Below are 12,699 nucleotides of genomic sequence, written 5' to 3'. Positions count from 1 at the left end.
TTTCACGGGGCCTCCCGGCAGGTCAGCGGCCCGAAAGTTTGCAGTTTATGCTCCGGATTGGCGCCCACCGTCAGCGTGGCGTAGCAACGTTTCCCCTCCGGCAAAATCACTTCCAGCGGGTTCACATCGGTCAGATTTTCCAGCCAGGCGATACCGTCATAGCCGACCACCGCCGTGCTGCGCGAAGCGCGCCGCACCTGGCTGCCAACGGGAATCGCCAGCCCCTGCGGATCGTGCAAAATCACGCTCGCCACCCGCTCCTGCTCCATCGGGAAATCCACCAGAAAACCGCTATGACGGCGAATCGCCACCCGGCGCTCCGTCTCCTTAAGCCGCGTATCGGCGGGCAGATTCAGGGTATTGATGCTGTAACTCGCCGGGTAGTAGGCCGAGACGCCGCTCACCAGCAAGTAGCCATTGCGGTTGGTTTTACCGACCGGCTGGTTTTCATAATTGACCGGTACGTCCGGGTGACCATCGGTGCTGATCACCACAAAGGCATCGTTGATTTTGTTGGCCGCAAACAGCTCGTTGTCCATCAGCACGATGGACCCCATCGCCTCGCCCCACCAGGTCATCATGTCCTGTTCGCCGTAACCGCCGCCCTGCACTTCGATATTGTTGTTGCGCCAGCCCAGCGTCCCTTGCTGGTAGTTGCGTGATTTTGACTGATTAGCCCACGCCATGTTCCAGCTCAGCCCGCCGTCGGACGGCATCGAGTGGTTGTAGTTTATGCGCTGGGTGCTGCCGGAATCCGGCGTGTTTTCTAGGGTAACGGCGGCGCTGTCGCGTTCGCCAATCGGAATTTGCAGGGACATTGCCACCGTCCAGTCGCCGCGCTGTTGATCGCGGCTGGCGGCGAGATAGATACTGCTGCTTCCCCACAGGTTGCGGCTCCATGACAGATTCAGCAGCTCAGTTTTTTGGCTATCAAAACTCTCGACGCCAATCCACGCCGCGCCGATATTGCCGTACTCCCCGAGATTAAAGGTCAGGGAATATTGATCCGTGTTGCGACTGAGGCTGGCGATCGGCTGGTCGTGTTCATCATAGATCGTGGGCTGATCGTAGAGCGCAAGGTTGCCGTAGCCGCGATCGCGTCGGGAGTGCTGCGTCGCCAGACTGAACGCGCTGGTACTGTACTGATAGCCCCAGTTAATCTGCCCGCCATCGTCTCCGCGCATCCGGCTGTGGGTATACGAGGAGTTCACCACTCCGTAGCGCCCCAGTTTCACCACGGTTCCCGCGCCGCCCAGCGCCAGCTCCTCGGCGGCCTCGCCATGCCCTTCCAGCGTCAGCCAGTCGGTTAAGCCATAACGATAGGAGCCGCTGCCCGCCGCCGGGCCGTAGTCGAAATTATCAATACCGTAGTTGCGGCGCAGGCTGCCAAGAGTCACCGCCCCGTCGCTCAGCCCCTGTTTGAGCAGATCGCTGGTGACATAAAACGGCATCGTGGTGCTGACCTGACGCCCGAGCGCATCGGTGGTGATCAACACGGCGTCCCCTGCGCCATTGATGTAGGGCAGATTGGTGAGGGTGAACGGGCCAGGCTGGAGCTGCGTGGAGCCGGAACGGTAGCCGTTGATAAACAGATCCACGGAGGTCGGTACCGCCGCTTCACCGGAAAACTCCGGCAGCGGCCAGGTGACGAGATCCGGGCGCAGGGAGAAGTCGCGTCCGTAGCTGATCCCGCCCATGCGCACGCTGCTGCTCCAGCTCAGGGCATCGCTGATCACATCTCCGACCGTCCAGGTCGTGGCGTCGTCTTCGTTGGTGATCATCACCGTGGTGTCGTAACGTACATACCCTTCCTGCTGGCCCGTGTCACCGGCAAAACTTTTGCGGGTATACCCCGTTGAGGAGAGCGAGCCGTTTTCATTGAAATAGCGGAACTCATGCCAGAGTGACGCCTGGCCGCCAATATGCTCCGTGTGGTTGGTGTAGAGATCGTAATTGAGCAGCGCCCCTTTGCCGTACTGCGGTTTGCTTTGGGTCGGCTGCCCGCTAAAGGGGGTAACGCGGGCCGATATCCAGTCGCGGGGAACATTAAGCAGCAGGCGCTGGGCGGCGCTGTCATATTCAACGCGCACCTTTGAGAGACGGGAGAGATCGACCTCACCGTTGGGCACCTGCTCCGGCGGCAAACCCGCGCGCAGCAGATCCGCACTGGAGATAAAAAAGGTCCCGTTGCGCTGCGTGACGGGGACCACCAGTCCAGTGTCATAGTGGTTGATCACCACCGAGAGCTGAAACACTGCTTCGCTATTTATCGCCTGCGCATCTGGCGGGGGCGGTAAACTGTCATCGCCAGATTCGGCCCAGGCGCTGGTCGAGACACAAAGCAGGATAATCATCGCCGGTTTCAGTGGACGGGCGCCGACTGCCATTGCGTATTCCCGGCATTAATTTGCGCACTCATCTGGCTTGCCTGATGCACGCCCGCCGGAAGCGGCCAGCTGCGGGTGCTGTCCGGGAGAACATAGCCGAGCAGACCGTCAGCGATGGTGCGTTTATCCAGCACCACCTGGCTTAAACGGACGTGAACGTCCCCCTGATTACGCACCTGCAGCGCGGGTTTTCCTCCTTCCTGAATAATCTTCCAGCTCAGATTTTGCGTATCGGCCAGCGCGTGATGCGCCCCCTCTTTTATTGTTGGGATGCCTTGTCCGTAAACGAACAGCGGAATGGAGTAGCGCATCTGGATTTTCAGGCCAATTTCAGGCTGAGATTTGTCAGCAGGCTGGGGAATTTCATCGACGATTATGCGGTAGGCTTGTTCAACGCCCATCGGAACGTTGCCCTGTTTGATCAGGCGTATCAGCTGCTTGCCGTCTTTGCCAATGGTCACAATCGGCGGGCTGGCAACCACATCCTGCTGAGCGGTGTAGCGCTCAAATCCGTTCTCCTGTTTCCAGCGCATAATTCGCACCTGCATGGTGGTGGCGCTGTTCCCCTGATTCTGGATCCACAGCTCGGTGGCTTTGGTGTCGGCCGAAAGCCAGGGGTCAATCGGCCAGAGCAGAATGGTCGCCGCCGCATTGGCCCGTCCCGACATCATGGCCAGCATCGCCCACATCCCCAGTACGCCGTAGCGAATCATTGGTGCCTTCATTGCCCTTCTCCCTGTTTCACCATGACAACGTCACGGTGAGTTGATCTGAATAGGTTCCGGCAGGGCTAAACCCTGTCAAAAGCGCCACACCAAACAGCGGCAGCGCAATATTGTTGCTATTGGTATAGGTCACCGGCACCGCCTGATTGACCCCGATCTCACTGTTTGCCGCCAGCGAACTGCTGCTGTACAGCCGGTAGGCCACCATTTCCGTGCCGCTGGCGCGCTGCATTCGGCGCACGGAAGAATAATGTTGCCCGCCGTCAATACTCATACTCAGCGCGACATTCGGTGTGCAGGCGATCGACAAAGATCCGTTCGGCACAAAACTGGTGCTGACCTGCCCGGTGGCGACGCCCGATCGCGTACCGAAGTTGAGGGTACCGAGCACCCCACCGGTGCCTGTCGTCACCGAGCAGCCGGGCGTTATCGTCGCCGACACCTGAAACGACTGCGAGGTGACCGCGTGCCCCGTTCCCGCCGTCACTAACCCGGCGCAGAGAGCAAAAAAAAGGCGCAGTTTTCCCTCTGCGATTTTTCGCAGACGTGCGATGACTTCGGTCATTTCCGGCGCTTAAACTAGTAGGTCACACTAACGTTAATAGTGTCCGTATAGGTTCCCGGTACCACGGTGACGCTGTTTCCGCCCCCGGTGATGCGGCCATACAGGGTGTAACTGTCGACGCCGCCTGCGGTGGAAGCCACCGGGAGCGGTGCGTTGTTGGCAATGATGTTATTAAATCCGCTGTCGCTAAACAGGCTATAGGCCACACCCTGCGCGGTGTTGGCGGTATTCACCAGGTAACGTGCGGGCGTGCCCGGCGTACCGACGACAGTACCTGGCGCGGTGGAGTTAGTGTTTCCGGTGATCGCCACCGTATAACTGGCGGTCGTACACTGGATGGTGAAGGTATTCCCGCCGCTGGCCCCCGCAAGCTGGGTAGTCAGAGTAGAGAAGGTTGCGGGATGCGTCCCGAAGTCGAGGCTACCGAAATTAATACCGTTTTGCGTCGGAGAGCCGTTGATCAGGCAACCGTTGGTTAGCGTCAGGGTAGCGCCGATGGTTCCGCTACTGGTCACCGCTATCGCCTGATGTGCCGCTAACGCCAGCATGCCGCCCGTACAGATCAGAAGGAGTTTACTTTTCATTTACAGCCCTCCAGGAAGTGTGCCCTTCGTTTTTTCGTATTTTATTGAGAGCACTCAATCCGTTAGCAGCACTTAACCTTCCCAATGAGCACTCATTGTGAATTTAGTTTATGGATCGGGGTTCAACCACCTGCTCCGCTTCGCCTCATGCCTTTGCGGTATTGACACTTTATTTTTATATAAAACAGATAGTTATTACTTTCCGGGCAGGTTTAAAAGTGGGCATCAGGAGGATATATTCATAATACTGTGATTTAGGTCACAATATATCGGTCACATATAGATAACAAAATCAATAAAACTTAAAAAATAGTTGTATCTGTATCCGCTTTACTTCAATTTATGCGATGAATGTATTTGTGCGCTGAAATTAAAAAATTATATGACTCAGCGCATTGATGAAACTTAAGCGCATAACAGAGGGTCTTTTTTCGTGGCAAGTGCAAACAAACTCACGCTGTTCATCGTGATTTTCATGCTGGCGGGTATTCTTTCAGGGGCAGCCATTCACGAGTACGCGTCTGCCGACGCGATCGCGACCTGGGCAGACAACATCACACTCCTCACCGATATTTTCCTCCGACTGATCAAAATGGTTATCGCGCCGCTGGTGTTTAGTACGCTGACGGTGGGCATTATGAAGCTTGGCGAAACCTCCACCATTGGCCGCGTGGGCGGTAAAGCGATGGTGTGGTTTATCAGCTCCTCCGTGCTGTCGATTCTGGTCGGCTTGTTTATTGTCACTCTCGAACAGCCGGGTACGGGCCTGAACCTGGCGATCCCCGCCGGTTCTGTCGACACCGGGCTGGCAGTGAGCGGGATGTCACTGAAGGGCTTTTTGTCGCACACCATTCCGACCAGTATTGTCGGGGCGATGGCGAATAATGAAATTCTGCAAATCGTCGTTTTCTCGATGTTCTTTGGCATCGGCGGCGCGTCTCTGGGCGAGAAGTTCAATGCCCCACTCGTCGCTGCGCTGGATGTGGTGTCTCACATCATGCTGAAAGTCACGGGCTATGTGATGTACGTTGCGCCGCTGGCGATTTTCGCGGCCATCTCGTCAGTCATCGCTACTCAGGGGCTGGGGATTTTGCTCAACTACGCTTCCTTTATCGGCGGATATTATGTGGCGATTATGCTCACCTGCCTGGTGCTGCTGGCGGTGGGATACATGGTGCTGAAAAAAGAGGTTTTCCGCCTGGTCAGCATGCTGAAAGATCCAGTGCTGGTCGCGTTTACCACCAGCAGCTCCGAAGCGGCCTACCCGAAAACCCTGGAGCAGCTCACCCGCTTCGGCTGTTCCCGCAATATCGTCTCCTTCGTTCTGCCGATTGGTTACTCCTTTAACCTGGTCGGCTCGATGGTGTACTGCTCCTTTGCGTCGATGTTTATCGCGCAGGCTTACAATATTCATCTGAGTTTCGCCGAAGTCACCGTTCTGATGCTGACGCTGATGCTGGCTTCCAAGGGTATCGCAGGCGTGCCTCGTTCCGCGCTGGTGGTATTAGCCGCGACCATCCCAAGCTTCAACATTCCTGTCGCAGGGATCTTGCTGCTGATGGGGATCGACCATTTCCTCGATATGGGACGTTCAGCAATTAATGTGCTGGGCAACGGAATTGCAACGGCGATGCTGGCGCAAAACGAAGGGCTGCTGGAAGAAGAGCCGGAACTCATTGAGCAGGAAGCGTAAGAGGTAAAAAAGCCGGGTAGCGCTAACGCTCACCCGGCTTTCTCTGTTAATGCCATTCTCTGCCGGGTCTCCCCGGCATCACATCACGCCACGTGACTCGCCGCGATATCCAGCAGGGCCATCTCGTCGCTGTTCAGCAGTTTCTCGATGTTCACCAGAATCAGCATACGGTCGCCCAGCGCGCCCAGACCGGTCAGGTATTCGGTGGACAGGGTTACCGCGAATTCCGGTGCCGGGCGGATCTGGTCGGCGGTCAGCGACAGCACGTCAGAAACGCCATCGACCACGATACCCACTACGCGCTGGCCCAGGTTCAGGACGATTACCACAGTGTTGTCGTTATACTCCACGTCACCCTGGCTAAACTTCACGCGCAGATCGACGATAGGGACAATAACACCACGCAGGTTGGTCACACCTTTGATAAAGGAAGGTGTGTTGGCAATGCGAGTCACCTGATCGTAGCCGCGAATCTCCTGCACTTTAAGAATATCGATGCCGTACTCTTCATCGCCTAAAGTGAAAACCAGGAATTCCTGCCCTGATGGCTCGCCGGCCAGTTTCGTTACATTACTCATACCGGTCATGTTTATACCTTCTTAACTAATCAGGCGGCTGTGTACGCCACACGTTGTTCACGATTTAAACCCTGAAGCGCCGACACATCGACGATCAGTGCGACGCTGCCATCGCCAAGGATGGTGGCAGCTGAAATTCCTGGCACTTTGCGGTAGTTGCTTTCGAGGTTTTTCACCACCACCTGGTGCTGACCAATCAGCTGATCGACCAGCAGCGCATAGCGGCGCCCCGCGCTTTGCAGAATAACCACGATGCCCTGAGTCGCTTCGGTCTTCGCGCCGTCGACTTCAAACACTTTCCACAGTTCCACCAGCGGCAGATACTCGCCACGCACTTCCAGCACGCGCTCGCCACCGGCCAGCGGATGCAGATCTTCATCACGCGGCTGCAGGGATTCCATCACCGCATTCAGCGGAAGAATAAATACTTCGTCGGCGACCTTCACGGACATCCCGTCGAGGATCGCCAGCGTCAGTGGCAGCAAGATACGGATAGTGGTACCTGAACCTTGCTTAGACTTGATCTCAACGTGGCCGCCCATCTCCTGGATGTTACGTTTCACCACGTCCATACCCACGCCACGGCCCGACACATCAGTCACCTGCTCGGCAGTCGAGAAGCCCGGGGCGAAGATCAGCATGCCGACTTCTTCATCGGTCATGTTCTCGTTCACCTGCATGCCCTGCGAAAGAGCTTTCGCCAGAATACGCTCGCGGTTCAGGCCTGCGCCGTCATCGGTGACTTCAATGCAGATGTTGCCGCCCTGATGTTCTGCGGACAGAATCAGGTTACCGACCGGGGATTTCCCTGCCGCAATACGGTTTTCCGGGGATTCAATGCCGTGATCGAGGCTGTTACGCACCAGGTGCGTTAACGGATCGATAATGCGCTCAATCAGGCTCTTATCCAGCTCGGTTGAACTCCCCAGCTGGGTCAGTTCAATCTGTTTGTTGAGCTTGCTCGCCAGGTCGCGGACCAGACGCGGGAAGCGGCTGAAGACGTACTCCATCGGCATCATACGGATGGACATCACCGATTCCTGCAGATCGCGGGCGTTACGTTGTAACTGACCCATGCTGGTAATCAGATCGCCGTGGGTCACCGGGTCCAGTTCGTTCGAACGTTGCGCCAGCATGGACTGGGTAATCACCAGTTCGCCCACCAGGTTAATCAGCTGATCAACCTTCTCTACCGCCACGCGGATACTGGTGGATTCACTGCTGCGGGCCGCCGGTTTTTCACGTTCAGCGCGGTTCGGCGCAGCCGATTCGCCGGGAACGGCTTTCAGCACGGGCGTCGGGGCAACCACCGCTGGCACGCTCACGTCAGGCGCTGCCACCACTTCCGCGACCTCAACGGGGGCTTCTGCAGCCGCCGTTTCAGTTTCAAAGGTGATCTGGTCGGCTTCAATCACGAAGCACAGCACCGCGACGATATCATCCTGACCGATACCGCCATCGATGGTAGCTGCCAGGCTGTCCGGGCCTTTAACGATGTTGCTCAGGGTCGCCAGGTTACCCAGCTCTTCTTCCAGCAGGTTCACTTCACTCTCTTTCAGACGAGAGAGCACCACGCGCAGCTTTGCTTCGGCTGCAGGCGGGGTCGCGTCTTCTGACGCCAGTGCATCAACCACGCTTAATTTTGCCGCGCTGACCGCAGGTGCAGCGACTTCGCCCTTCGCTTCCAGAGCTAACTGGCGCAGAGCGTTGCAGATGTATTCAAAGCTTGCAGCATCTGGCTCTTGCGAGCTTTTATAGGCGTCGAGCTGTTCCTGCATAATATCTTTGGTTTCCAAAAACAGGTTAATAATGTCGGTGTTGAGCTGCATCTCACCGCGACGAGCTTCATCCAGCAGGTTCTCCATTAAATGGGTAGTTTCCTGCAAAATGGTAAAACCAAATGTTCCGGCGCCACCTTTAATGGAATGTGCCGCACGGAAAATGGCATTGAGCTGTTCTGAATCCGGTGCCTCAGGCACTAAATCCAGCAGATGCTGCTCCATGTCCGCCAACAACTCGTCGGCTTCATCAAAAAACGTCTGGTAAAAATCGCTAATATCCATGCTCACGCTATCACCTCGGATTGGCTGGTGGCGATGTTGGAACGGCAGCCGAAGGCACTGCCCCTGGCTGTTTTAAATCATCCAGTGACTCATTCTGGCTTTCGGCGTTTTCGTGCAGAATGGTCTGCTCCGCCTGCTGATTGAGCACTAAAAGACTGATACGACGGTTGATGGCATCGTCCGGGCCGCGGTCGGTCACCCGCATGGTGGCGGCCATTCCGACGACGCGCAGGACTTTGCCCTCATCAAGCCCACCCACCACCAGCTCGCGACGCGAGGCGTTGGCACGATCGGCAGAAAGCTCCCAGTTGCTGTATCCCTTTTCGCCGTTGGCATACGGGAAATCATCCGTATGGCCAGAGAGACTGATGCGGTTCGGAATACCGTTCAGCACCGGCGCAATACCGCGCAAAATATCGCGCATGTAAGGCTCAACGTCCGCGCTGCCGGTTTTGAACATTGGGCGGTTCTGGCTATCAATAATCTGGATGCGTAACCCTTCCTGCACCAGATCGATTTTCAAATGTGGACGCAGCGCGCGCAGTTTCGGGTCAGCTTCGATGAGCTGGTCGAGGTCGCCACGCAGTTTTTTCAACCGCGCCTGCTCCATGCGCTTTTTCAGCTCGTCGATATTCGGCTCTTTCTTCACTTCACCCTTTTGCTGGGTGTAATCATCACCCCCGCCAGGGATTGGGCTGTCGCTGTTCGCAATTCGCTGCCCGCCCGTAACCGCCGTCGCCAGCGGCGTTCTGAAATACTCCGCGATCTGAATCAGCTCTTTCGGGCTGGAGATGGAAATCAGCCACATCACCAGGAAAAACGCCATCATTGCGGTCATAAAGTCCGCGTAAGCGATTTTCCACGAGCCATGGGAACCGCCCCCATGGCCTTTGTGTTTGCGCTTTTTAACTATGACGATGGGATGGGACTGATTTTTCATGCGTCCTCAGTCGTCGTCTGTTGGTTAGGGTTCTTCACAGCGCGGACGTGTTCTTCAAGCTCGACAAACGATGGACGCTCGCTGGAGTACAGGGTTTTACGCCCGAATTCCACCGCGATTGGCGGTGCGTAGCCGTTCAGGTTTGACAGCAGGGTGATCTTCACGCACTGCATCATCTTGGTAGTTTCCGCACTCTTCTGGCGTAGCACGCTTGCCAGCGGCGAGATAAAACCGTAGGCGAGAAGAATACCGAGGAATGTCCCAACCATTGCGTGGGCAATCAGTGCCCCCAGCTCTGCGGCCGGACGGTCGGCGGAGGCCAGTGCGTGTACCACGCCCATCACCGCCGCGACGATACCAAATGCCGGCAGTGAATCCCCCACCAGCGCCAGGGCGTTAGCCGGCACTTCGGATTCGCTTTCGTGAGTTTCGATCTCTTCGTCCATCAGCGCTTCGATCTCGAAGGTGTTCATGTTGCCGCTGATGATGAGTCGAAGATAATCGACGATAAAATCCAGCATCATCGCGTCAGCGAGAATACGTGGATAGCTGGCGAAAATTTCGCTCTCTTTCGGGTTCTCAATATCACGTTCCAACGAGAACATGCCCTGTTGACGCGACTTTGCCATCAGACGATAGAGCAGCGCCAGCAGGTCCATATACATGCTTTTGGTGTATTTTGAACGACGAAACAGTAATGGGAGCGCTTTGAGCGTTCCTTTAATCGATTTACCGTTGTTGCCAACGATAAAAGCACCTACCCCTGCGCCGCCGATAATAATCAGTTCAGCCGGTTGATAGAGTGCTCCCAGGTGCCCGCCGGTCATCATATAACCGCCGAAAACTGTACCGATAACAACCAGGTAACCTAATAAGATAAGCACGACATCATCCTTCCGCTAGAGACCATGACAGGATGTTGAGTTCGAAGGCGTTACCGGAATGCGGGGTAAAAAAAAGCAGCGGTAATTTCTTACCGCTGCTGGAATCTTTCCCACACGTTCGGGTTAAACAGCTTGTTCGATCTGTTCATCCAGCAGTTGTGGATTAATATCGGCAGCTTCCGGGGAAAGTTTACGTCTTTTTACCGCACGGGACGGCGGCTGGCATAAACTGCAGGCGAAGCTACCTACTGGCTGATGAGCATGGGTGATAAAGTTGCCGTCGCAGCAGTTACAGCGCGACAATTGCAGCAATCCACTCTCAACGAAGCGCACCAGCGTCCATGCGCGGGTCAGCGCCAAAAGTGGCCCCTCTTCCGGCTGCGGACATTGTTCAAGGTAGAGTTTATAGGCTTTGATGACAGCATCTACGCCAGTGCACAAGCCAGTTTTCAAGAGAAACTGCCAGGCATTGCAAAACATCGATGCGTGGATGTTTTGCTCCCAGGTCATAAACCAGTCCGTTGAAAAGGGCAGCATCCCTTTCGGAGGCGGGCTACCGCGTAATTCTTTATACAGTTTGATAAGTCGACCGCGGCTCAGCTGAGTCTCGCTTTCCAGCATTTGTAAGCGAGCACCCAACGTGATCAGTTCCATTGCCAACTGAATGTCGCGAGCTTCCTGAACAATGCTTTTTTCGCTCATCATTAAGCCCTTTTCTTGCGGGCCACGTCGTCAGGCTGGCTGATTTCGGTGAGAAGGCGGGTTGAAAGCAAAATCCCGGTGTGGATCTGTTGCAGATCGTCAACGCGTGAATCCTGAGTCAGACGCGTAATGGTCTGATGACTGTCGAAGCGGAACTGACATACCAGCTGATTGGTTTCCGCCAGTTTGACCATCTGAGGGAGAGTTAATCCACCGAGCGTTGTTGCCATTTCTTCGCTGATACCCAGGCGGAACATGGCGGACGGTTTGTCCTGACTAATCAAACGCTGTGCAAGTAATAAGTATGACAAATTGATGTCATAGACGTGTTTAAGCATCTCGGATGTATGCATTTTTCCCATCCAGAATAACCAACTATAATTTTTTATGCGGTAAGACCGCACCCCGTGATGTCGCCGAGAAAACCCCGGTAAAAAAAAAGAAAAGGCGAAAATGCATAGTCGAATTAAGGTTAAACTGGATAAAACGCGCGGTTTTTAAATGGTGATCCCTGACCATTGCGTCTTATCATTACTTACAAATAACTAAGATTTTTCCTAATTCGAGGCAACTCTACTCGTCCGTTTTCCCACATACAATGCAGCCCCGCCCAAATTTTAAAAAAAATGTGATCTGCGTCACAAAAATTGAGCGATAAACAGGGATTAATCCATCAGCGCGACTTGTAAGTTGGTTGTTTTTTAGCCAAGTGAGGCTCTTTTCTATTCTGAATGGACGAATACTCATGCAGTGGCTTATCCGACCAGCTCACTCCTCGCCAGAGAGCATTATCCTTAATGATCTTTTGCTTAACATATTAAGCTATAGTCAGTAACACATCATTAATTTCATTTAAAATCATGAAGTTATAAAATTAAAAAATGTAACAAATTTCCGTTCGTGACGATAACTTGCTGGTCAAAAACGGCGGATATCTGATGACGGGTTCAATATTAAAAGGGGGATGTTTTGGTTAAGTAACACTTTTACGTTGATAAGCTCGGTTATGACACTATTCGTTTTATAAGAATAATTAATGAATAATTATGATAAGCGTCACACCAATGTCGTATTGCCCTCTTGCGAAGCGGTACGAATCGCGCTAATGGTGATGAATCCTCTGTCTCTGGACATCAAAGGAGTGAGCGATGAGTTACTCACACATTCTGGTATGCGTTGCTGTTACCCCGGAAAGCCATCAGCTGCTGGCGCGAGCGGTCTCGATCGCCCGCCCGCTCAATGCGCGGATTAGTTTGGTTACGCTGGCGGCCGAGCCGGAAATGTATAACCAGCTGGCAGCACCGATGCTGGAAGATATTCGTGGGCTGTTGCAGGAAGAGACGCAGCAGTTTTTGCAGGAGCTGGAGGATAAAGCCCAGTATCCTATCGCGCGGACCTTTATCGCCACCGGCGAACTGAGCGAACATATTCTGGATATTTGCCGCAAAGAGCAGGCCGATTTGGTGATCTGCGGTAACCATAACCACAGCTTCTTCTCACGCGCCGCCTGCTCCGCCAAAGCAATTGTCAGCTCAAGTCAGGTGGACGTGCTGCTGGTTCCCCTCGGCAACTGATGCC

At 54.7% G+C, this 12,699-nt stretch carries 12 protein-coding genes; 2 read left to right on the top strand and 10 right to left on the bottom strand.

From position 1 onward, the window contains the following. Nucleotides 1-2 precede the first annotated feature (2 nt). The 4 genes from DAI21_RS13555 to DAI21_RS13540 are packed head-to-tail and all read right to left on the bottom strand — an operon-like array spanning nt 3 to nt 4,261. Nucleotides 3-2,387, bottom strand: coding sequence for a fimbria/pilus outer membrane usher protein (locus DAI21_RS13555; RefSeq protein WP_107703349.1), 2,385 nt, complete (start codon nt 2,385-2,387; stop codon nt 3-5). Beyond that, nucleotides 2,363-3,112, bottom strand: a complete 750-nt coding sequence (locus tag DAI21_RS13550; protein WP_107703348.1) for a molecular chaperone — start codon at nt 3,110-3,112, stop codon at nt 2,363-2,365. Before DAI21_RS13550 ends, DAI21_RS13555 begins: the two co-directional genes overlap by 25 nt. 16 nt (nt 3,113-3,128) lie before the next feature. Further along, complete coding sequence (locus DAI21_RS13545; protein ID WP_107703347.1) at nt 3,129-3,677, bottom strand: spore coat U domain-containing protein; 549 nt, start codon at nt 3,675-3,677, stop codon at nt 3,129-3,131. 14 nt (nt 3,678-3,691) lie between these two features. Further along, the gene (locus tag DAI21_RS13540) at nt 3,692-4,261 is read right to left on the bottom strand and encodes a spore coat protein U domain-containing protein (protein ID WP_100779749.1); all 570 of its coding nucleotides are present in this window, start codon (nt 4,259-4,261) and stop codon (nt 3,692-3,694) included. 433 nt (nt 4,262-4,694) lie between these two features. Here DAI21_RS13540 and DAI21_RS13535 point away from each other — a divergent pair, with 433 nt between their 5' ends. After that, the gene (locus tag DAI21_RS13535) at nt 4,695-5,954 is read left to right on the top strand and encodes a dicarboxylate/amino acid:cation symporter (RefSeq protein WP_107703346.1); all 1,260 of its coding nucleotides are present in this window, start codon (nt 4,695-4,697) and stop codon (nt 5,952-5,954) included. Between the two features lie 83 nt (nt 5,955-6,037). Here the strand turns inward: DAI21_RS13535 and cheW are convergent, their stop codons facing one another. The 6 genes from cheW to flhD all read right to left on the bottom strand — a co-directional run bounded on the left by cheW (nt 6,038) and on the right by flhD (nt 11,474). Continuing rightward, entirely contained in the window at nt 6,038-6,541 is a 504-nt protein-coding gene (gene cheW / locus DAI21_RS13530; protein ID WP_095282421.1) for a chemotaxis protein CheW, read from the bottom strand. Nucleotides 6,542-6,561: 20 nt separating this feature from the next. After that, nucleotides 6,562-8,601: a chemotaxis protein CheA gene (cheA, locus tag DAI21_RS13525; RefSeq protein ID WP_102104000.1), complete on the bottom strand. Its 2,040-nt coding sequence runs from the start codon at nt 8,599-8,601 to the stop codon at nt 6,562-6,564. A 4-nt stretch (nt 8,602-8,605) separates the two neighbouring features. Next, nucleotides 8,606-9,535, bottom strand: a complete 930-nt coding sequence (gene motB, locus DAI21_RS13520) for a flagellar motor protein MotB (RefSeq protein ID WP_100779746.1) — start codon at nt 9,533-9,535, stop codon at nt 8,606-8,608. After that, nucleotides 9,532-10,419: a flagellar motor stator protein MotA gene (gene motA, locus DAI21_RS13515; protein WP_100779745.1), complete on the bottom strand. Its 888-nt coding sequence runs from the start codon at nt 10,417-10,419 to the stop codon at nt 9,532-9,534. Before motA ends, motB begins: the two co-directional genes overlap by 4 nt. A 123-nt stretch (nt 10,420-10,542) precedes the next feature. Continuing rightward, nucleotides 10,543-11,121, bottom strand: coding sequence for a flagellar transcriptional regulator FlhC (flhC, locus tag DAI21_RS13510; protein ID WP_107704251.1), 579 nt, complete (start codon nt 11,119-11,121; stop codon nt 10,543-10,545). A gap of 2 nt (nt 11,122-11,123) precedes the next feature. After that, the gene (gene flhD, locus DAI21_RS13505) at nt 11,124-11,474 is read right to left on the bottom strand and encodes a flagellar transcriptional regulator FlhD (RefSeq protein ID WP_181826511.1); all 351 of its coding nucleotides are present in this window, start codon (nt 11,472-11,474) and stop codon (nt 11,124-11,126) included. 795 nt (nt 11,475-12,269) lie between these two features. On the opposite strand from flhD, the gene uspC reads away from it, so the two are divergent. Continuing rightward, nucleotides 12,270-12,695, top strand: coding sequence for a universal stress protein UspC (uspC, locus tag DAI21_RS13500; RefSeq protein WP_100779743.1), 426 nt, complete (start codon nt 12,270-12,272; stop codon nt 12,693-12,695). Nucleotides 12,696-12,699: the final 4 nt, after the last annotated feature.

The organism is Lelliottia sp. WB101 (assembly GCF_003051885.1).
Classification (GTDB): Bacteria; Pseudomonadota; Gammaproteobacteria; order Enterobacterales; family Enterobacteriaceae; genus Enterobacter; species Enterobacter nimipressuralis.
Note: the sequence above shows the minus strand (reverse complement) of the source record. Positions and strands in the feature narration are given on the sequence as shown.